Consider the following 19,601-nt stretch of genomic DNA (forward strand, 5'->3'; position numbering starts at 1 on the left):
TTGCTGGAGAAGTAGCCGGCTCACTGTCTCAACTCCTGCGCTGCCCGTTCCGTGAGGACGGCGATGGCCAGGGAGAAGCGGCCAGGTAACGGAGAAAGTGCCAGACGGAGCCAGAAGGCGTCCGAATACGCATCGAACCGGACCGGACTGACGTGCAGTTCCTCGGCGGCGGCCAGCACCTGCGTGTGAGCCGTCAGATATCGTGCGGGCGTCATGCGGTTATGACGTAGATGAAGCTCCAGGCGAACGTCCACGCCGGCCAGGTCCCGGGCGGCCTCGGCCCGGGCCGTACTGTCGAAGTCCAGCAAGCCGGGCGGGATGTCGCCGTCAGGAACGATGATTTGCTTGTCGTAAAGGTCTCCGTGGGACCATACCAGCGGATCCGGTGCCGTCCGAAGCAGGTTCGTGGCCACTTGCTCTGCAGCGGCGCGCAAGGCATCGCGCTGAGACGACAACTCCGGGACGTTTTCATTGTGCCGCAACCAGTCGTTCACCCGTCGCCACATCTTCGTGGCTTCCCACTCTGCTGGACGGAGCGGAAGGCTGTCGAGAACGATTTGTGCTGCGGGACCATAAGAGCCGTTCAGTTCGGCGACCCAGGCGCGCGACCATTTCTCCCACGCCCTGGCGAACGCTTCATCGCTGACGGCGCCCTGCTCCCTGCCCAGCTCGTTCAGAGTCGGTCCCGCGATGGCGCTGAAAACGATGACGTCTTCCTGGGAGCTCTTACGGAGGATTCTGGGTGTTGTGAAGTTGCCGGCGTCCAGTAGGACGTCCATTTGTGCGCAGCGCTCGGCCGGCACGACGGCGCCGCCGGGCTCGAAGACCTTTATGTAGCGGCCATCCGCCCGGACGACCGCCTGGCAGTAGGGCCAGTACGAAATCAATTCCCCCTTCTGCGCTTCCCCCCGCAAGGCGGGCAGCCCCGGATCGTCCAACGGGATCAGCTCGAAGTGCCCGTGACGCAGATGGGCTCCCCGGACGCCGGGCCGTCCCGGTGTAAGGACCTCCAGTACAAATTCTCCTGGCGTCTTGTCTGGCCACGCCCGCTGAACCAGCCAGGATGTGCCGGTATCGTCGTCGGCAGACGTCGGAACGGGGGATGGCCAGTCCATGGAATCAATTCCAGGATCCGGTGGAGGCGCCAGCCAGTGGTAGGACGCGGTGGAGTGACGCGTTCCAGGCGTCCCGTGCCGCCCCCCAACAGTAGACAGCCATGCTCCGTCCATCCATGCCCCTCTTCCCGACACGCAGGCTCTTCCGGCGCAAGCCGTTCCGTGCGTCCAGAATGAAGTACAACAATGAGGCACGGATGAAACGGTCATGAAGAAACTTTCATCAATGCCTTCTTCCCCGTCCACTCGGTGTCCCATAAGACAGTCCTCCGGCGCCGCGAAAGCCTGGATGGCCACGGAGCAGTACGCGCAGCGGAAGGCACTGCTGCTGAGCTTGACCTACTCCTGAAGCTCCACCGGAAATCGGTGGTGCCGGCCGCTTGTGCTTGTCACGGCGTGCTGGTGCGTTCCCGGATTGCGGCCAGCAGCGTGTCAATGTCGGTTTCGGTGTGGGCGAAGGAGGTCACGGAGCGGGCAATGCCGGGTTCCCAGCGGTCGTCGTAGAAGTCGAACCCGGCCGCGTGGAGTGCGTCTGAAAGGGGCTGCGGGAACCGGCAGAAGAGTATGTTTGCGGTCGCGTCTCCCAGCACCGAGACGCCCGGGACGCCGGTCATTCCTTCGCGCAGGCGGGCGGCCGTCTGGTTGGCATGGCGTGCGTTGTTCAGCCACAGGTCGTCGCTGAGGTAGGCGTCGAGCTGTGCGGTTTGGAACCGCATCTTGGAGGTGAGCTGCCCGCCGTGCTTGTGACGGTAGGCGAGTTCGGTGGCCAGGGCAGGATCGAAGGACACGATGGCGTCGGCGGTCATCGCCCCGTTTTTGGTCGCGCCGAAGGAGAGTACGTCCACCCCGAGCTTCCAGCTCATCTCGGCCGGGGTTGCGTCGAGGGCGACCAGAGCGTTGGCGAACCTGGCACCATCCATGTGGACGCGAAGGCCGGCGTCGTGCGCGATCGCCGCCAGTTCGGCCAGCTCGTCGAGGGTGTAGACGCTGCCGGTTTCGGTGGCCTGGGTCAGGCTGACAACGGCGGGCTGAACGCTGTGCACGTCGCCGCGCCTGCGGGTCACCGCTGCAGCGTGGCCGTTCACTGCTGTTTACCGGCCCTCCACCGCGTGGCCCTTCCCTGTTGGTACGGATCGGGGAGCCTGTTTGAGGCATCGGCGCGCCTGATCGGTCGAGCTGAACTATGCCCCCTGAACCGCACCAAGGAGAACCCCGTGCTTATCAAAAGTGCTGTCGCCGCGCTGGTGGCCCTCACGTCCCTGACCGGAATCGCCGTTCCTTCATCTGCCGCCACCTCATCCCGGGATGTTGTGCTGGGCCAGCCGCTGCTGGAGGCCCATGCACACAACGACTACGAGCACGGCCGTCCGCTGATTGACGCCTTGGAGCATGGGCTCACCAGCCTCGAGGCGGACGTTTGGCTGGTTGACGGCGAACTTCTCGTCGCTCACGACAGGGAGAACGCACAGCCTGGGGAGACCCTGGCGAGCCTGTACCTGGATCCGTTGGACAACCTTGTCCAGCAGGAAGGCCACAGCGTCTATCCGGGCTGGGACGGCAGCCTGCAGCTGCTGATCGACATCAAGAGCGACGGCGAGAGCACTTACGCTGCGATCGAGCAGGAACTGAGCAAGCACCCGGCTCTCATGACCCATTACAGCAAGGGCAAGGTCAGCACCGGCCCGGTGACCGCCGTGATCAGCGGCAACAGGCCGCTGACCACCATGCAGGCGGAAGACAAACGCTACGGGTTCTTCGACGGACGCTCATCCGACCTTGCCTCCGGGATGCCCTCAACGCTCATGCCGCTGATCAGTGACAACTGGGCAAAGCTGTTCACGTGGCAGGGTGTTGGCCCGATGCCCGAGGCGGAACGCGCCAAACTCCACGCGTACGTCGCGGACGCACACGCCAAGGGATACCGGGTCCGTTTCTGGGCGACTCCGGACCAGCCGGGCGAGGCACGCGAAGCTCTTTGGACCGAGCTTCACCGGGCAGGTGTTGACCACATCAACACCGACGACCTCGCAGCACTGGAAAGCTTCCTCAAAGCCCAGCAGCCATAGGACCAGGGTCCACGCTGCCCCACGGCAGCCGCAAACGGACGACGGCGGGAAGCTCCCGCCGTCGTCCGTTCACCGGGGCCGCAAACTTTTGGAAGCGGTTGGCCAGCGGCAGGGCAACGCAGACGCCGACGTCGACGCTGGTAAATCCTCATTGTGGCGGCCGCCCAACCGCGCCACGATGTTCGTATGAACGCTGAAACGCCGCAGGCGGCGGAGCTGAACCTTCCCCAGGCCTTCCTCCTTCTGGCAACGAACGACAAAGACGGCACACCTGAAGTGCCGGTGTACGCACGGGCAGTATTGGCCGAGCTGGACCTGATCGGGGCAATCGGGCTGCAGGGGAAGCGCGTCAGGGCTACCGGCACCGCCCCGCAAACGGACTTCCAGCACGAGCTGGAGCTCATCCGGGGCAAGTCTCGGCCCCACACTCCCAAGCGGTGGGTCTCCATGCTGGAGGGCCGCGCCGCAGTGCAGCGGGTCTACGAGGGGATGGCGGCACTGGGCATCGTGGAACATGTCGGCGAAAAACATGTGGGTCTGTTCCGGAGCGTGCGGTACCCGGAGAAGGACCACGCTCCGGAGGCGGCGCTCCTGAAAAAGATCCAGGCCGCACTCAGCGGTGCGCCAGCCGATCCCGGGGCGTCTGATGCCACGGCGACCGATGCCGGAGGGTCGGATGCCGGGACACCCGATGCAGGGGCGCCCGCTCCCGCGAAGCCTGATGCCGCGAAGCCCGATGCCAGGACCACAGCGCTGATCGCCCTGCTTCAGGCGGCCGGACTGCTAGGCAAGCTCGTACCGGCAGCAGACAAGGTCCGGGCAAGTACGCTGGCGAAGGACTATTGGCCTTCCCACGCGGTGGAGGACGAACTGCGCATGATCAGACTGGCGGAGGAAGAAGAACCGGGCATATGACGGGGCGACCTAGGCCGCGGCTGTCTTGTCCACGAGCGCCAGCACTCGAGTCGGGCTTCCGGTCCCGCCCACGATTGGCAACGGGCACACGATCAGGACGGCGCCGACGGCGGGCAGCTTGTCCAGGTTCTGAAGCGACGTGATGCCGTACTTGTCGTTGCCGAGCAGGAAGTGATGCGCTGGGAAGGGCGGGTCCAGGGCCACGCCGTTGCCGGCGTCGATTCCCACGGTTTCGACGCCGAACCCGGTGATGTTGGTTTCCTCGGCGAGCCACTGTGCGCACTCGGCGGATACGCCGGGCGTGTGCGATCCGGACTCATCGACATTCAGGAACTGTTCTTCGGTCCGTGAGTATTTGTCCCACCCGGTCCGGAAGAGCACCCAGGCCTGGTCGGGAAGAGCGCCGTGCCGGGTTTCCCAGGCCTTGACATGGGAGATTTCCAACAGGAAATCGGGATCGTTGGCAGCTTCCTCAGTGAAGTCCAACACGACGGCGGGCCCAATGAGCCGCTGCACCGGAATTTCAGACACATCAAGGCCGTCCCTGCCGGTCACCCAATGAATGGGCGCGTCTAAGTGGGTGCCGATGTGCTCGCCGGTATGAATGTTGTTGTGGCGCCAATAGGGGCCGGGCTCGTTGTACGCGCTGACCTCATCGAAGCTGAAGTCAATGAGGTTTGCAAACGGTGCCGGAAGGCGCAATGCGGGCGTGCTGCTGCTCAGCGGAGCCGTGAGATCAATGATTTCAATGTCTCCACGCACCATTGCCTGCAAAGCGTCAGCCAGCCGAGTCGTACCTGTCGTAGTCACGAGGATTGCCCTTCTGTTGAACCAAATTTTGACGATCGTCACCAAAGTGCCACGCCACGATTTTGCCCACACTACCCAGCGGTCTCTACCCCGTCAATGGACGCAGCACGCCTTGCGGCTGCTAGTAGCTCGGCGGCGTCACGGCGGTAATGAACACCGTGGGCTCGTCGCTGGTGTTGACCAGCCGGTGGGGAAGGGTCGAATCGAAGTGGCAGCTGTCACCGGGCTCCAATGAGATGCGTTCGCCCTGGATCTCGATTTCCAGCAACCCCGAGATGACGACCACACACTCTTCTGCGGGATGGCTCCACGGCTCCGCGCTCGACGCGCCACCCGGGGCGAGGGTTCCGCGAAGGACTTCGAGCTGACCGTAACCCGCCGACTGCCGGAGATACGTAATGTTCGTGGCCGGGGACGTTATTTGGACTTGACGGCCCTTCCTGAGCACGGCCAGCCTGCTGGGGGCGGCGTCATCCTGATTGAAAAGCTGGAAGAGCGGCAGGTTCAGGACGCGGGAGATTTTTCGCAGCGTTTCGAGGCTCGGGTCGGTTAAGCCACGCTCAACCTGGCTGATCATCCCCTCGGAAAGGCCGGATTGACTGGCCAGCTGGGCCAGCGTCATCCCTTGTTCCTTCCGCAACTCGCGTATGCGCAGGCCATCCATTGTGTTCCTTTCGGGATCGCTGAAGCCAGAGCCATATTCAGTGGCACTAAATAACCATTGACCACACTAAACTTCGTGCATATGGTCTTACCATGACGACGAATAAATTCACGGTACATGATCGCGTGGACTTCGATCCCGCCGACTTCCGTCGGGAGTTCCCGCCACTGGCCAACATGACGCACCTGGCCAGCTGCAGCCAGGGCGCTCTGTCGGCCCAACTAACTTACAGCCTGCTCGACATCGCCGGCTCACTACAGAACTCCGGAGCACCGTGGGAACTGTGGATGAACAAGGTGGAAGAGGCTCGCGGCCGCTTTGCACGATTCATCAACGCAGACCCCAGTGACATTGCCATCGTCAGTTCGGCGTCCGAGGGCGCCTACCAGGTAGCCTCGAGCTTCGCCTGGAACAACAGGACGGACATCGTCACGTCCGCCCTGGAATTTCCGTCCGTGGGCCACGTGCTCCGGGCCCAGCAGGCCCAGGGCGCCAAAATCAAGATGGTCTCCGACCGTTTTGAGTCCTTGGAAGTTGAAGCTTGGGACAACGTCATCGACGAGTCAACTGCCCTGGTTTCAGCCCCCTTGATTAGCTACCATGACGGCGCGCGGCCGCCGCTCGCCGAAATCACCGCGCTGGCCCACCAGCGCGGTGCCCGCATGTTTGTTGACGCATATCAGGGTGCTGGCGTGGTCCCGATCGATGTCAAGGCAATGGATTGCGACTACCTTGTGGCCGGTTCGCTCAAATACATGCTGGGCCTGGCCGGCATAGCCTTCCTGTACGTCAAGGACGGCGTTGACTCAGAACGGGATCCGGAACTCACGGGCTGGTTCGGACGCGTAAATCCCTTCGCATTTGACCCGGAATTGGTGGACTACCCCAAGGATGCGCGCCGATTCGAAGCCGGGACTCCTGCCATTCCGGCCGCCTACGCCGCTGTCGCCGGCCTGGGGCTGTTGGAGCGGGTTGACCAGGTTGCCGGTTTCGCCCACGTCATGCGCCTTGCCGACAAGTTGGCTGCCGGTGCCGTGGCCGCCGGATTCAAGGTCAGCCGATCCGAGAACAGCGACCGCCACGGCCCGCAGGTGGCCGTTTTTGATGATGACCCGGTCGCGCTGGGCGCATGGTTGCATGAACGGCGCATCATGACGGCCCCACGAGGCGAACTTTTGCGCATGTCCCTTCACTACTACAACTCCGACGCCGACATCGACACGGCTATCAACGCTCTGACGGAATACCGCTCGCTGTAGGAGCAACGCCCGGGTAGCCGCCGACGTCTGCAAGGTGGGCCATTTCAACGGAGAAATGGCCCGACCGCGGGGCGGCGGGGGATGGCCAGCGCGCCAACCTGATTGATCCAAGGCCTACGGCCCAGCGGCAGAACTATGGTGCCGCGCCCCGCCGCAATCGCCGAACAGCGCTAGAAACACTGCATTTCCCCAGATTTCCCTAGAAACAAGGAGGAATACGTCATGACGGTACGCGAAACATCGGCTCCCCTGGAAGCGAACACCCACGGCCTGCAGCGCAGGCTAACTGGACGCCAGCTCAGCATGATTGGGTTGGGCGGAGCAATTGGCACCGGGCTATTCCTGGGCTCCGGACTTGCCATCTCGCAGGCCGGCCCATCAACAATCATTGCCTACGTGGTGTGCGGGCTCGTCGCGCTCGTCATCGCATGGGCGCTTGCCGAGATGGTGGTGGTTCACCCCACCGCCGGCGCATTTGGCGTTCTGGCCCACTCCTACATTGGCCGGTGGGCCGGTTTCGTCGTGCGGTGGACCTACTGGGCTATTCAGTGCATTGCCATCGGCGGCGAAGTCATTGCCGCCGGAATCTTCGTCAGGTTTTGGTGGCCGGAAATTCCCCTCTGGCTCACAACGATTGTCTTCTCCATCGCGATCCTGGGCGTGAACGCGTCGGCCGTCAAACTGTTCGGAAAAGTTGAGTACTGGTTCTCCATGATCAAGGTCAGCGCCATTGTCGCCTTCATCCTTTTGGGTGTTGCCCTGATCGTCTTCGGCCTTCCCACCCGGCCGCCCGTCGGCGTCGACAACTTGGTCTCCAACGGTGGCTTCATGCCGAACGGCGTCCAGGGCCTGTTGCTGGCCATGGTATTTGTGATCTTTAGTTTCATCGGTACGGAAGTTGTTTCAGTTACTGCCGCGGAGTCCGAAAACCCGGCGCGCGACGTGGTGCGGGCCACTAGGTCAATGGCGCTGCGTCTGGCACTGTTCTACGTCGTTGCCATCACGATCGTCCTGGCGGTGGTGCCGTGGACTGAAACGGCCCAGGTGGGCAGCAATATCCACGCCAGCCCCTTTGTGTTGGTCTTTGCGGCCGCCGGCATCCCGGCCGCCGCAACAATCATGAACTTTGTCGTCCTGACCGCGGCGCTGTCCTCCGCAAACGCCAACCTCTACCTCACGTCCCGGATGCTCCATTCGCTGGCGGCGCACAGGTACGCTCCGCAGTGGACCGGTAAATTGACCAAGGGTGGTGCCCCGGCCCTGGCGTTGATCCTGAGCTCCACGGGAATGCTGCTGGCAGCAGTTATCTCGGTGGTCGCCGCCGACAGCGCGTACCTGGCGCTCTTCGGAATCTCAGTCTTCGGCGCGCTTGTCGTCTGGATTCTGATCCTGATCACGCACATGCGATTCCGCTTTGTCCGCGCCCGTCATAATCTCCCCCAGTCACCGGCAAGGCTGAAGGGCGCGCCCGTCACCACCGTGCTGGCGATCCTGTTCCTCACGGCCGTTCTGGTCTCAACGATCTTCATCGATGGCCTCACCTGGACGTGGATGGCGGGCGTACCGTTCTTCGCCTTGCTGCTGATCGCGTACTACTTCGTCGACAAGCGGACAAATGCCGGCGGCGGGCGCTATGACCCCCTGCAGGAGGAAGTCGCGCGGGCCAATGCCGTTTCACCTGGTTCGGACCTTGCGCCCGCCGCAGAAGGTTCACATTAGCCACAAGTGATTCTTGCCCGGCCTTGAACCAAGGAGGCTCCCGGCGGACAGCCGATAGTCGCCAATGCTGTTCGCCGGGAGCCTTCGTCATGCCATGAACCTGGAAGGTGATGTCCGTTCTGCTTGCTCGGGATCTCGGGTCGGCGCTCAGGGGAGCGCATACACGCGGCGGGCGTTGCCGTGTGCGACGAGTTGCACGATCTCGCGGGCGTCCGCCTCGGAACAGTCGTCGTCGGCGATCCATCCGCCGACTACCTTGGTGATCGCGTTGCGCCACAGTCTCGCTCCGAGGTAGTGGAGTTCGGCCGGGCCGAAGGCGTCGGAGGAGTAAAGGATTTTCGTGAACGGAGCCAGTTCGAATGAGCGGGCCACCAGATCCCGGCTCCGTGACCCGGTGAAGTTCACGGCCAGGCCCACATCGATATAGACGTTTTCAAAGGCGTGGGCCAAATAGCCGGCTTCGCGCTCGAATGGATAGCAGTGGAGCAGCATGATTGGTGTGTCTCGGACTTCGGGGGACCGCAGAAAATCCAAGAGGTACAGGGGATTGGTCTTGTGTAGGTCCAGGTCGCGGTCACCGAATCCAACATGGAATTGCAGCGGAAGCTTCATCGACACCGCCGTGTAGATCCCGTGGGCAATGAGTGTCACGTCGGTGAGTTTCGCATTGGTGCCGGCGCGCGGGTTCTCCTGCCAGCGGCGGGCTGCTTCAACAACCGCAGCCGGTGCCGGTCGGCTGAGATTCTGGTCGAATCCTGCGCGGTAGGCGAGAACTGTTTTGACGCCCACGGCGCTGAGGGTGAGCTCTTGAAGCCGCCGACCGAACTCTTCGACGTAATCTGCCGGGTTGGCAATCTCCTGGATCAGCGACTCGGCGACCAGTTCCAGCCGAACGATCTCGTGGGTTCGCCCACCGGAGACATCGGCCATGCCGGCCTTGCCGAGGTAGTCAGCGGCATCCAATCCCGTATCGATCAGCCAGTCGCTCACGCCAGCAGCGCGGGTCATGCGCCGGCACACCTCGAGTTCTCCAAGCTCGGAGCGCCGGCTCCAGTAGTCCGCCGGTGAGGCGTGCCGTGGCAGATCAAGAATTCCGCTGCACCAGCGTCGGATGGCGAGCCCGATTTGTGTGCTGTAGGCGTCCCCGGGGTTGGCCAGTGGTTCGGTGTTTCCTTCGTTGAGCGAGTTCTGAAAGCGTGCCTCATCACCGTCGACGTGAAACGCGCCATGCACGTGGTGATCAATAAGGCTGACTTGTTCGACGAAGTCCGGGAAAGAACCGCCCGCCATTAGATCGACCAGGCAAGTCGAAAGCGTTCAGCAAGCTCGTCCGGCGAGAGTTCCGCGGAGATTCGCTGTTCGTAGCGCCGGACGGCCACCGTGGCATCGACGATGGCGTCTCCGAGAAGCCCGCGTGCAAGGCGTGACTTGTCCAGCGTGTCGATGATGGCGGTGGGGGAGTCTGAGAGCAGCAGGACGTTGGCCCGGTGCCGCTCGCCTTCCGAAAGCCGTCCGGGATCACCCGGGATCTCTGCCGGAAGCCTGCGCCCGCCGCGGATGCCGTCAAGGGCGAGCGCAAAAATGGATGCGGACGCCAGATACACGTTTGCCGACGGGTCGACGATTTTCACCTCGACGTTGGCTCCGTGCGGATTGCTCTTGCCCTCGTTCAGAAAGCGCACTGAGGCTTCCCGGTTTTCCAGGCCCCAGCACAAGTAGGCGCCCGACCACGTGCCGGGTGCCAAGCGGCTTCCGGACAAGATTGATCCCGTGAGGAAACCCTGGATGTCGGGGAGTCCTGCGATGATTCCGCCAATGGCCGCGCCTCCCTCGGCGCAGATGCCGTGCGGTCCGCTGCCGCCGGAGAACAGCGGCAGGCCGTTCTTGTGGAGCGAAAAGTGCTGGTGGGCGCCGTTTCCGACGGTGCCGGGAAAGGGCAGCGGGGAGAACGAGGCATGCATGCTGTGGGCCCTGGCGACGATGCCAACGATGATCTTGGAAAGGACCACGGTGTCCGCGGCCTGAACCGGCGAAGCAGGGGGAAGGGAAAACTCGAACTGGTTTCTGCCGTACTCGGCGTGGATCTGCTCCATCGGAATGCCGGCATGGTTCAGCACTGACAGCAGATCATCGAGGAATTCCGATCGGTCCAGAAGGCCGGTTGCCCCGTACGGAACCCAGGGTGCGGTTTCCAGCGCTGAACCGTCTGGGGCGACGAGGAAGAATTCAAGTTCGTGGCCCACGAGTGCCTGGTATCCGGCCTCGTCGAGGCTGCCGACGACACCGGCCAGAAGGCCGCGGGCACAGGCCGGAGAAGCGGCTCCGTCTTGTTCGAAAAGGCTGCCTGGTGCCCATGCCCGGCCACCCTGCAGGACACGGAGTCCCGCGAGATCGATCTTGAGGCGCATATCGCCAACGGGGGTGATGCTGTCCGTGAACGCTATCCCGCCGTCGATGGTGAAGACATGCCAGACGGGGGCAGCGCCCATCCCGGATTGGTGGAAGGTTTTGAGCCGGGCTAACGGAACGCTCTTTGCCAGCGTGATGCCCGAAGCATTCACCACCGTGCCGATCACGGTGCGGACGCCGGCCGCTTCGAGCTCGCGTTGTGCCTTGGCAACAGCGGATTCGTCGACTGATGCAATTTCGGTCATGCGCCTATCATGCGGCGCCTCCCCGTCCAATGAAAGGTTCGACAGATGTGCCGCTGCCTCCATCGCCTGCTCAGCGGCGGCGGCTTGTCTGCGCTGTCGGGGAGCGGGCCGAACGCAAGCGGACGACGGCGGGAGGTCCCGCCGTCGTCCGCTTCAGCTCCGGCAACCTTCGACTGCCGCGCGAGGAAGAACTGTGAAGCCTAGCGGCTGCTCACCTGACCGAACAGCTTCGCGATTGGTGCGAGCACGAGCGGGCAGGCGGCGTACCATCCGGCCACCGTGATTGCGATTGCGGCCGCGAAGAGCCAGAACCCGACCCAGTTCACCACGTCGGTGCCGCTGAACATGTGGTTCAGGTTGCGCAGCGCACCGGTCGAGAACACCAGGAACACGTGGATGAGAATGAACAGCACGAAAAACAGCATCGTCGGGAAGTGGATCGCACGCGCAACCTCTACCGGGTAGATCCTGTTCAGCGTCTTCGCGTTCTTCGGCCAGAACTCGCTCAGGCGCGCACCCGTGATCGCCGCGAGCGGGGCCGCGATGAACACCACGAGGAAGTACATGAGCTGCTGCAGGCTGTTGTAGTTCACCCAGCCGGTCTCAACGGGCCAGTCGAGTGTCATGTACTGCAGGAGCGCGGAGAGCGCGTTCGGGAACGCCTCCCAGCTGGTCGGGACGATTCGCACCCAGCGGCCGGAGGCAACCAGCAGCACCACAAAGATGAGTCCGTTGACCAGCCACAGAATGTCGAGCGACTGGTGCAGCCACAGGTTGATGCTGATCTTCTTGCCACCGCGCTTCGGCGTCCAGAACGCCGGCGGCTTCTGCTGGGTGCGCCCCTGATAGCCGGAGCGAATGATGAGCACCATCAGGAAGATGTTCAGGAAGTGCGTCCACTGCGCCCACCACGGGAAGCCGGACTCGGCCGTCTCGGGCAGGTGGTACTCGCCGGGGTACCTCTCGAGGAACTCCGGCACGCCCGGCAGTGTGGTCACACCGCGCGCGGCGAGCACCAGAATCGCTGCGGCGGCCACGGCGCCGAGCGCGAGGAGCATGGCGAGCTTGATCCACTGGCCCAGGGTGCGCGATCCGTAGAGCCTTGCCTCGGGCTTTGGCCTGACGGGCTTTTCAGCGGCGCCGGACGGTGTCGCCGATGCTGGGGCGGCGGTGACCGCTGGTGCACTCACGGTCGCCGGCGGCTCCGCCTCGGCAACGGTCTCCACCACGCTGGCAGCCGTGGCGTGGGCCGGGGCGATGTGTTCGGGAGCTGCCTGCACCGCAGGGGCGGCGGCGACCGCCGGAGCAAGTCCAGCTGGCGGCCACGGTTCACCGCCGGGGACACGGGGGAGCCCGCGACGAAGCGAACTGGTTCCCGCCGCCGCTGTAGCCGGTGTGGTGGCCAGAGCACCTACAGGCGGCGCCGGTGCCGGCATGGCTGCTTTCTCAGCAGCATCTGCGGCCGGCGCGGGCGTGGCGACTGCGGCGGGAGCCCCGGACACGGACAGGGCCGCCACTGATACCGAAACCTCGCCCTTTGGCGGCCAAGGCTCTCCGCCCGGCACGCGCGGCAGGCCACGGCGAAGCTGCCGCGCCACCGCGGCGCCTGCGTTCACTGAAGGGACCGGAGCGGACGACGTCGTCGTACCCGGTGCCGTTGCTTGGACAGACGCGGGGACGGAGGGCGCAGCGGCGGGGGGCATGGCGGCCGCTGGCCCGGCGGTGACCGGTCCCACCCCGGAAACAGACGCCGACCGGGCTGCCACTACTGCCGTGACAATGCGTGCGGGCGCCTGGCCTGCTGCAGGCCAGGGGTCACCGCCTTCGACGCGCGGCAGGCCCCGCCGAATATTCCGAGACTGAGTTGCCATCCCTACTTCTTCCGAGCCTCAAGTGCGCTAATCAGCTGAGGCACGACCTCGAAGAGGTCGCCGACCACACCGAAGTCGGCGATCTCGAAGATCGGCGCGTCTCCATCCTTGTTGATGGCGACGATCATCTTCGCGGTCTGCATGCCAGCCCGGTGCTGAATCGCGCCGGAAATGCCCAGCGCGATATACAACTGTGATGACACGGAAACTCCGGTCTGGCCGACCTGATGCGACTGCGGGATGTAGCCCGCATCCACCGCGGCACGCGAAGCACCAACGGCAGCACCGAGTGTATCGGCGAGCTGTCCAACGAGGGCGAACTTTTCCTCCGACCCGAGGCCGCGACCACCCGCGACAACCTTCGCGGCACCACGCAGCTCCGGCCGCGAAGTGGCGACAACTACCTCATCGAACGAGTCGATCCGCGCGGCCCGCTTCCCGGAGGGCGGCACAGCCAGGGTCTCCGACTCCTGCGGCTGGGCCGTGGCACGCGCCTCGATGGAGCCCTGGCGAACCGTAATCACGGGCGCCCCAAACGTGGACGTGGACGTCACATCGTAGGCACCGCCGTAGACGGAGTGGTGTGCCACGACGCCCTCGTCATCACGTGACACTCCGATCGCATCGGCAGAAATCGCTGCACGAGAACGGGCAGCGTAGCGGCCGGCGAGGTCGCGCCCATTCAGGGAATGCGAAATCAGGATCGCGTCTGGCTGCACCTGCTCCGCAGCGGCGGCAAGCGCGTCAACGCTCGGCACTCCGAGCGCGGACGGATCCGGAGTCTCCGCGACCAGTACGCGCGCGGCACCAAGGACCGCGGCCTCCGCGGCGGCGGCGCTCCCGGCGCCGGGTGAGGCAAGTACCAATGCAATTGGCGTGCCAACTGCAGCAGCAGCGCCAAAGAGCCCGGCCGCAGCCTTCTCGAGTTCACCGGAAGTCAGGGTTTCCACGACGACGAGGATCGCGTCACGAGGGAATTCAGTCATGTCGTTACTCCTTACGCCAGTCGGTTCTCTACAAGGAAGTCAGCGAGCTTCTCGCCGGCATCACCCTCGTCAATGATCTTTACGCCCGCCGCACGCGGGGGCTTCTCTGCAACGGTCAGCATGATCGAACGCGCCGCGACCGGGTTGTAGGCCGTGATCCCGAGGTCTGCGAGGGTAAGCATCTCAAGGGGCTTCTTCTTCGCGGCCATAATTCCTTTGAAGTTCGGGAAGCGCGCCCCGGGAAGCGCCTCGGTAATGGAAATCACCGCGGGCAGGTTCGCTGATACCTTCTGCACGCCGGATTCAACCGGCCTGGAGCCAGATACCGCGCCGGCGCTGATCTCGACGGAGCTGAGGCCGGTGGCATGCGGCACGTCAAGCAATTCTGCAAGCATCGCGGGAATCATTCCGCCGGATCCATCGGTGGAGATGTTGCCAGTGATCACAAGGTCAAACTCAACGCGACGGATCGCTGCTGCGAGGGTTTCAGCGGTAAGTCCAAGATCCGCACCCCGGAGCGCCTCGTCAGAGACGTGGATGGCGCTCCCCGCTCCCATTGCAAGCCCCCTTCGTATCGTTGCCGTCGCACCCTCGGGAGCGAGGGAGAGGACTGCGACCTCGGTGCCTTCGTTCGCGCCGGCGTACTTCAGTGCCAGCTCCAAGGCCCGCTCACCGATCTCATCAATGACTGCCTCGCTGGCTTCTCGATCGGCGAGGCCTGTTTCAAGGTTCAGTTTTCGGTCCCCGTACGTGTCGGGGACCTCCTTGACTAGGACGATAATCTTCATCGATGGCTCTTCCTGTGGCGGGCTTGTCTCTAGAGAGGAGACATGTCGGATCTCCATTGAGTCTACGAAAGTGGGGCCCTTCCTGCCGGACAGGGTCCGTGTCGCGAGTTGCGTATCTAGTCTTCGTCCTTGGCAGTGCTTATGCCGGAGGGGATCAGAGCCATGACGTTCGAGTCGGCGGGGGTCGCCCTACGTGTCAGGCTGGAACGGTACCAGGGGCTCATAGCAAGTCCGTTTAATCGCGTGGGGCGAGAGCCAGGAATCCAGTAATCATGTCCAGTCCAGTTTTGAGTGCAGTACGCGAAGATAGTCCTGTGAGTAGTAGTACTAGTAGTAGTAATTCTTCCGGACCGCGGGCCGGTGGTCCGCGGCCTCGCCGGTCGTTCACCCCGGTCCAGAAGCTCGAGTTTTTGACCGCGTACGAGAACGCGTGCGAGAACAGTGAAGGTGGTGCGTTTCTGCGCACGGAGGGGCTGTATTCCTCGCAGATGACCGAGTGGCGCCGGCTGCGTGACGCCGGTGTCCTGGCCGGGAAGAAGGCCGGCGAATCGATCGGAAAGCTGTCGGCGGACCAGGCCGAGAACGCGCGTTTGCGCCGCCAGTTAGAGGTGAGTGAGAGCCGGTTGAAGAAGACCGAGGCAGCCTTGGAGCTGATGGGAAAACTACAGGCGTTCTTAGAGAGCGCCTCAGAGGATATGCCGGACGAGCCCCGGTCCAAGAAACGCTGATGGCCACGTACCGGTCGATGCTGGAACTGAAGGTCCCATCGCGCCGTGCAGCGTCCTTGACGGGTGTTTCCAGGACGACCGCGAACCGGAAACCGGCCCCGCCGCAGGACCACGCGGCGGTGGTGCCGCAGAACAAGCTCAGCGCCGCTGAGCGCGCCGGGATCCTGGTGGTACTGAACTCACCGGAGTTCGTGGACCTGGCACCCATGCAGGTCTATACGAAGCTGCTGGACCAGGGAATCTATCTGGGGTCGCTGTCGACTTTTTACCGGGTGCTGGAGGAAAACAGCCAGGTCAAGGAACGCCGACGGTTGGCCAAACACCCGCCCCGTACGGTTCCTGAACTGGTGGCCACGGCTCCTGGACAGGTGTTTACGTGGGATATTACAAAGCTCGCGGGCCCGGTCAAGGGAAAGTATTTCGACTGCTACATGATGGTTGATATCCATTCCAGGTTCATCGTCGGCGCGCACGTCCACGCCACCGAATCGGGCGTGTTGGCCGTGGAGATGATGAAGGGAATCTTCGGGATCCACGGCATCCCCCAGGTCGTGCACGCGGACCGGGGGACGTCCATGACGTCCAAGACCGTCGCCGCGCTGCTCTCGGATCTGGAGGTCACCCGATCCCACTCCAGGCCCCGGGTGTGCCTCTTAACCGGCTAATCGGTTGTTTCGGAGCGGTTCTGCTGCGACACGCCGGCGGGGATGTCGCCCGTTTCGGTCGGGACGGAGCGGATACTTCTGTGTCATGGAGACCGGCAGGGATTTGCGGTTGGAACCCGGTGACGGGCAGTGGCGGCTGGCAGGAGCCGGCGCCGGTCGTTTCGGTCCGGTCAACGAGTATCTGGGATATCTGGGCGACCGGAACTACTCGCCGCGAACCGTACGGACCTACGGCTATGATCTGCTCGCTTTTTGCCGTTGGCTCAGGGAACAGGATATTGAGCTCTCGTCTGTTGGCACCGATGACCTGCTCAACTATTTATCGGCGTGCCGCCAGGCCCAGGTTCCCGGCAGACCAGGCCCTAACGTTGTCACCTTGCAGGGCCGGCGGCCGGACAGGTACGCGCCCACAACAATCAACCAACGCCTCGCCGCCATCTCAGGCCTCTACACGTTTCTGATCATGCGCAATCCGGAGCTGAAGAACCCGGTCCCGAGGGGCAAGGAGGCCCGCCGGCCGGCTGCCGGGGAACGCAACGGGTTGCTCGCCCACGTGGCAAAGCCGAAGCCAAGGTCCGTGTTGCGGCTCCGCGAACCACGCCGGCTCCCACGGGCCCTGAAGCGCAGCGAATCCGCGGACCTTCTGGCCAGCCTGCACTGCTGGCGGGACCGTGCCATTGCCGGGCTGATGCTCTTTTGCGGGCTGCGCTCGGCCGAGGTGCTTACCTTGCAGGTGGGCGATGTTGATATCGGCGGCCGCTGGCTGCTGGTCCAGGGCAAGGGCGCCAAGGAGCGCCGGGTTCCTCTCGATGTCGACGTCGCCGGGGTGATCCAGACCTATCTGCTGGCCGAACGGCCCGAAACCACAAGCCGTTACCTGTTCATCGTGGCCAAGGGACCGACCCGCGGCCAGCCACTGACGGCTGCCGGGTTGCGGACCATCTTCCGGTACCACCGTGAGGTATCCGGTGTTCAGGCCGGAAATCCACATGCCCTGCGCCATACTTTTGGCACCGCTCTGGCAGAGGCCGGCGTGGATCTTGCCGTGATGCAGGCCCTGCTCGGACACACCCATGTTGATACCACCGCCCGCTATATTCATCTGGCCCCCACCCATGTGAAAGCCGAATATGATGCTGCCCGCGCCCGTCAACATCAACGCGACTGATCCGCCGGCTGCACTGTTGGCCTCCTACGCCGCTCACCTTTCCCTGACCGGGCGGGGAAACACTGCTTACACCACCGCGGCCAAAACGTTCGTGGCCCGCTGGCCCCACGTCCAGGACTGGGCGCTGCGGCCGCTGCACCTGCAGCTGGCAGCGAACAACGCCACGAAACCGTTCGTGACCTTCCTGATGGTCAGCGGCCGCCTGCGGCCGGACTACGACTACCTGTTGGCCCGTAAATTCTCCAGCCTCTGGCGCGAAGTCATCGGCACCGGGCTCGAGACCGATTTGGCCCGGTTCAGGACTGCAGCCGGCGAACTGGGATTCAGCGACAGGGTCGCCTCGGCACTGGCCTCACAGGTCATTGGCCGCCTGCTCATCCATACCGGCCGGACCCTGGACACCCTCACGGATGCCGACGTCGACGAGCTTGAAAAGGCCTGCCACGAGCGCCAGGACCGCACCGGCCGCAGCGCGCGCTCCTACCGGGGCCTGATCCAAAGCACCCGGCAAATACTCTTCCATCAGGGAGTGCTGCCGGCACCGGCGACCCGGCCCAACCCCAGGCTGCCTTTCGATAAGCGTATGGCCGCTGTCCCGTCACCGCTCCATGAGGTGTTGGTCCGCTATTTGCAGCGCAAGTCAGTGACCTGCGTCCCCGCGACCGTCAGCGGTATCGCCACCCGGCTGGCCCATTTCGGCCGTGTGATCAGTGACCTGGACCCGGCCCTGACGGGACCGGACGGCCTGGAGCGCTGCCGCCATATCGAGCCATATCTGATCGCCCTGTCCCTGGCAGAGAACACCAAAAGCGGCGGAAGGCTCTCGATCGCCGAGCAGTCCCGAAGGGTAAACGCCGTGGCCAACTTCCTGACGGAGATCACGGAATGGGGCTGGCCCGATGCGCCAACCCGGCGGTTGCTCTTCCGCTCCGACATCCCGCGGCTGCCGCGGCCCCTACCGCGTTATCTGCCCCCGGATGCGGACCGCGCCCTGACCGCCGAGCTCATCCGCTCGCCAAACCGGCTCACCGCGGACGCACTGCTGCTCCAACGCGCCGCCGGGCTGCGGATCGGGGAACTGCTGGACCTTGAAATGGACTGCGTGCACGAGGTCCCCGGCCAAGGGTCCTGGCTCAAGGTCCCGCTGGGCAAACTCGCCACCGAGCGGATGGTCCCCCTTGACGATGATGCATTGGAAGTGCTGGACCGGATCAGCATCACCCGCTCACCGGGCAGGCCCATCCCACACCCAAGGACCGGACGGCCGGCGGATTTCCTCTTCACCCACCACGGCCACCGGCTGGGGCAAAACGCCCTCCGGACCGAACTGGCCCGTGCCGCCCAGGCAGCCGGACTCGGCCACATCACCACTCACCAGCTCCGCCACACCTATGCCACCGCCCTGATCAACGCAGGGGTCTCCCTCCAGGCACTGATGGCGCTGCTGGGGCACGTCTCCGCCGAGATGAGCCTGCGCTACGGCCGGCTTTTCGACAGCACGGTCAGAACCGAATACGAACGCGCCCTGGACATGGCCAAGGCCCGGATCGGCCCGTTGCCCACCGGACGCAGGACATTGCCTCTGGTCGATATCACCAACGGGGACTGGCGCGAGACCCCCATGATCAAAGCGCGCATGGCCGGCGGATACTGCCTGCGCGCACCCGCCCAGGAAGCGTGCCCCTACGCCAACATCTGCGAGCACTGCCCCAGCTACCGCACCGACAACACCCACCTGCCGGTACTCACCGCCCAACGCAACGACGCCGAAATACTCGCCCGCGACGCCGCAGCACGCGGCTGGAGCAGCGAAGCCCAACGGCACCAAAAACTCGTCGAACAGCTGGACATCCTCATCAGCGAAGCCCACACCGGATGAGCCAAAACACCTTCGTGGCCCGCGTCGAACAAGCCCTCGAGCAGAGAGTGGCAAACGGACAACCCGTGACGTTCACCGCCACCGCGGCAGCGACCGGGATTTCCCGGGCGACCCTCTACCGCACCCCGGAACTGCGGGCCCTGATCCAGGAATACCGGCTCCGTGGTGTTCAAGGACCAACGCTCTCCGGGCTGAGCATCGAGATCGCCCAGCTGCGCGCCAGCCTCGAAGCCGTAGCCGACCGCGCCCGGCAACACGAGGAACGCCTCTGCCGGCTCGAACGAGTCAACACCACGACCAAGACCAAAAAATAG

General features: G+C 64.0%; 17 protein-coding genes and 1 pseudogene. 9 read left to right on the plus strand and 9 right to left on the minus strand.

Features of this window, described 5'->3' with window-relative positions; all coding sequences use genetic code 11:
* Positions 1 to 20 precede the first annotated feature (20 nt).
* Positions 21 to 1,115, minus strand: a complete 1,095-nt coding sequence (locus ACVWZ8_RS10370; RefSeq protein ID WP_456504583.1) for a phosphotransferase — start codon at positions 1,113 to 1,115, stop codon at positions 21 to 23.
* A gap of 226 nt (positions 1,116 to 1,341) precedes the next feature.
* Between ACVWZ8_RS10370 and ACVWZ8_RS10375 the strand changes: the two genes are divergently transcribed.
* On the plus strand, positions 1,342 to 1,464 hold the full coding sequence (locus ACVWZ8_RS10375; protein WP_456504584.1) for a hypothetical protein: 123 nt from the start codon (positions 1,342 to 1,344) through the stop codon (positions 1,462 to 1,464).
* Positions 1,465 to 1,504: 40 nt separating this feature from the next.
* Here ACVWZ8_RS10375 and ACVWZ8_RS10380 read toward each other — a convergent pair whose 3' ends face one another.
* On the minus strand, positions 1,505 to 2,179 hold the full coding sequence (locus ACVWZ8_RS10380; protein WP_456504585.1) for a threonine aldolase family protein: 675 nt from the start codon (positions 2,177 to 2,179) through the stop codon (positions 1,505 to 1,507).
* Positions 2,180 to 2,329: 150 nt separating this feature from the next.
* Here ACVWZ8_RS10380 and ACVWZ8_RS10385 point away from each other — a divergent pair, with 150 nt between their 5' ends.
* Together ACVWZ8_RS10385 and ACVWZ8_RS10390 are read left to right on the plus strand one after the other, a co-directional pair.
* The gene (locus tag ACVWZ8_RS10385; RefSeq protein ID WP_456504586.1) at positions 2,330 to 3,181 is read left to right on the plus strand and encodes a phosphatidylinositol-specific phospholipase C/glycerophosphodiester phosphodiesterase family protein; all 852 of its coding nucleotides are present in this window, start codon (positions 2,330 to 2,332) and stop codon (positions 3,179 to 3,181) included.
* A 186-nt stretch (positions 3,182 to 3,367) separates the two neighbouring features.
* The gene (locus ACVWZ8_RS10390) at positions 3,368 to 4,096 is read left to right on the plus strand and encodes a GOLPH3/VPS74 family protein (RefSeq protein ID WP_456504587.1); all 729 of its coding nucleotides are present in this window, start codon (positions 3,368 to 3,370) and stop codon (positions 4,094 to 4,096) included.
* 9 nt (positions 4,097 to 4,105) lie between these two features.
* On the opposite strand, the gene ACVWZ8_RS10395 is transcribed toward ACVWZ8_RS10390, so the two are convergent.
* Both ACVWZ8_RS10395 and ACVWZ8_RS10400 read right to left on the minus strand, forming a co-directional pair.
* Positions 4,106 to 4,861 carry a cyclase family protein gene (locus ACVWZ8_RS10395; protein ID WP_456505935.1) on the minus strand — a complete coding sequence of 252 codons (756 nt, stop codon included), beginning with the start codon at positions 4,859 to 4,861 and terminating at the stop codon, positions 4,106 to 4,108.
* A gap of 166 nt (positions 4,862 to 5,027) precedes the next feature.
* Positions 5,028 to 5,570 carry a cupin domain-containing protein gene (locus tag ACVWZ8_RS10400; RefSeq protein WP_456504588.1) on the minus strand — a complete coding sequence of 181 codons (543 nt, stop codon included), beginning with the start codon at positions 5,568 to 5,570 and terminating at the stop codon, positions 5,028 to 5,030.
* 92 nt (positions 5,571 to 5,662) lie between these two features.
* Here ACVWZ8_RS10400 and ACVWZ8_RS10405 point away from each other — a divergent pair, with 92 nt between their 5' ends.
* A complete protein-coding gene (locus ACVWZ8_RS10405; RefSeq protein ID WP_456504589.1) occupies positions 5,663 to 6,829 on the plus strand; it encodes an aminotransferase class V-fold PLP-dependent enzyme in 1,167 nt (388 codons plus the stop codon).
* A gap of 222 nt (positions 6,830 to 7,051) precedes the next feature.
* Positions 7,052 to 8,548, plus strand: a complete 1,497-nt coding sequence (locus tag ACVWZ8_RS10410; RefSeq protein WP_456504590.1) for an amino acid permease — start codon at positions 7,052 to 7,054, stop codon at positions 8,546 to 8,548.
* Between the two features lie 147 nt (positions 8,549 to 8,695).
* Here the strand turns inward: ACVWZ8_RS10410 and ACVWZ8_RS10415 are convergent, their stop codons facing one another.
* The 5 genes from ACVWZ8_RS10415 to ACVWZ8_RS10435 form a co-directional block, all read right to left on the minus strand.
* Positions 8,696 to 9,838 carry an amidohydrolase family protein gene (locus tag ACVWZ8_RS10415; protein WP_456504591.1) on the minus strand — a complete coding sequence of 381 codons (1,143 nt, stop codon included), beginning with the start codon at positions 9,836 to 9,838 and terminating at the stop codon, positions 8,696 to 8,698.
* Complete coding sequence (locus ACVWZ8_RS10420; RefSeq protein WP_426979421.1) at positions 9,838 to 11,202, minus strand: type I glutamate--ammonia ligase; 1,365 nt, start codon at positions 11,200 to 11,202, stop codon at positions 9,838 to 9,840. The genes ACVWZ8_RS10415 and ACVWZ8_RS10420 overlap by 1 nt, the downstream gene beginning before the upstream one ends.
* A gap of 200 nt (positions 11,203 to 11,402) precedes the next feature.
* Positions 11,403 to 12,431 (minus strand): cytochrome b/b6 domain-containing protein, encoded by a 1,029-nt coding sequence (locus tag ACVWZ8_RS10425; protein ID WP_456504592.1) that lies wholly within the window; start codon positions 12,429 to 12,431, stop codon positions 11,403 to 11,405.
* A 644-nt stretch (positions 12,432 to 13,075) separates the two neighbouring features.
* A complete protein-coding gene (locus tag ACVWZ8_RS10430; RefSeq protein ID WP_456504593.1) occupies positions 13,076 to 14,059 on the minus strand; it encodes an electron transfer flavoprotein subunit alpha/FixB family protein in 984 nt (327 codons plus the stop codon).
* Between the two features lie 11 nt (positions 14,060 to 14,070).
* Positions 14,071 to 14,847, minus strand: a complete 777-nt coding sequence (locus ACVWZ8_RS10435; protein WP_456504594.1) for an electron transfer flavoprotein subunit beta/FixA family protein — start codon at positions 14,845 to 14,847, stop codon at positions 14,071 to 14,073.
* A 314-nt stretch (positions 14,848 to 15,161) separates the two neighbouring features.
* Between ACVWZ8_RS10435 and ACVWZ8_RS10440 the strand changes: the two are divergent.
* The 4 genes and pseudogenes from ACVWZ8_RS10440 to ACVWZ8_RS10455 form a co-directional block, all read left to right on the plus strand.
* A pseudogene (locus tag ACVWZ8_RS10440) lies at positions 15,162 to 16,222 on the plus strand (DDE-type integrase/transposase/recombinase); the annotation flags it as partial.
* A gap of 103 nt (positions 16,223 to 16,325) precedes the next feature.
* Complete coding sequence (locus ACVWZ8_RS10445) at positions 16,326 to 17,408, plus strand: tyrosine-type recombinase/integrase (protein WP_456504429.1); 1,083 nt, start codon at positions 16,326 to 16,328, stop codon at positions 17,406 to 17,408.
* Positions 17,371 to 19,287, plus strand: coding sequence for a tyrosine-type recombinase/integrase (locus ACVWZ8_RS10450; RefSeq protein WP_456504428.1), 1,917 nt, complete (start codon positions 17,371 to 17,373; stop codon positions 19,285 to 19,287). The genes ACVWZ8_RS10445 and ACVWZ8_RS10450 overlap by 38 nt, the downstream gene beginning before the upstream one ends.
* Entirely contained in the window at positions 19,284 to 19,601 is a 318-nt protein-coding gene (locus ACVWZ8_RS10455; protein ID WP_456504595.1) for a hypothetical protein, read from the plus strand. Before ACVWZ8_RS10450 ends, ACVWZ8_RS10455 begins: the two co-directional genes overlap by 4 nt.

This window comes from Arthrobacter sp. UYCu723 (assembly GCF_054059215.1).

What these genes read in the sequence shown, in the direction of transcription:
- ACVWZ8_RS10455 (WP_456504595.1), top strand. Translation starts at nt 19,284, where the DNA reads ATGAGCCAAAACACCTTCGTGGCCCGCGTCGAACAAGCCCTCGAGCAG.
- ACVWZ8_RS10390 (WP_456504587.1), top strand. Translation starts at nt 3,368, where the DNA reads ATGAACGCTGAAACGCCGCAGGCGGCGGAGCTGAACCTTCCCCAGGCC.
- ACVWZ8_RS10420 (WP_426979421.1), bottom strand. Translation starts at nt 11,202, where the DNA reads ATGACCGAAATTGCATCAGTCGACGAATCCGCTGTTGCCAAGGCACAA.
- ACVWZ8_RS10400 (WP_456504588.1), bottom strand. Translation starts at nt 5,570, where the DNA reads ATGGATGGCCTGCGCATACGCGAGTTGCGGAAGGAACAAGGGATGACG.
- ACVWZ8_RS10405 (WP_456504589.1), top strand. Translation starts at nt 5,663, where the DNA reads ATGACGACGAATAAATTCACGGTACATGATCGCGTGGACTTCGATCCC.
- ACVWZ8_RS10395 (WP_456505935.1), bottom strand. Translation starts at nt 4,861, where the DNA reads ATGGTGCGTGGAGACATTGAAATCATTGATCTCACGGCTCCGCTGAGC.
- ACVWZ8_RS10415 (WP_456504591.1), bottom strand. Translation starts at nt 9,838, where the DNA reads ATGGCGGGCGGTTCTTTCCCGGACTTCGTCGAACAAGTCAGCCTTATT.
- ACVWZ8_RS10370 (WP_456504583.1), bottom strand. Translation starts at nt 1,115, where the DNA reads ATGGACTGGCCATCCCCCGTTCCGACGTCTGCCGACGACGATACCGGC.
- ACVWZ8_RS10375 (WP_456504584.1), top strand. Translation starts at nt 1,342, where the DNA reads ATGCCTTCTTCCCCGTCCACTCGGTGTCCCATAAGACAGTCCTCCGGC.
- ACVWZ8_RS10410 (WP_456504590.1), top strand. Translation starts at nt 7,052, where the DNA reads ATGACGGTACGCGAAACATCGGCTCCCCTGGAAGCGAACACCCACGGC.
- ACVWZ8_RS10445 (WP_456504429.1), top strand. Translation starts at nt 16,326, where the DNA reads ATGGAGACCGGCAGGGATTTGCGGTTGGAACCCGGTGACGGGCAGTGG.
- ACVWZ8_RS10430 (WP_456504593.1), bottom strand. Translation starts at nt 14,059, where the DNA reads ATGACTGAATTCCCTCGTGACGCGATCCTCGTCGTCGTGGAAACCCTG.
- ACVWZ8_RS10450 (WP_456504428.1), top strand. Translation starts at nt 17,371, where the DNA reads ATGATGCTGCCCGCGCCCGTCAACATCAACGCGACTGATCCGCCGGCT.
- ACVWZ8_RS10435 (WP_456504594.1), bottom strand. Translation starts at nt 14,847, where the DNA reads ATGAAGATTATCGTCCTAGTCAAGGAGGTCCCCGACACGTACGGGGAC.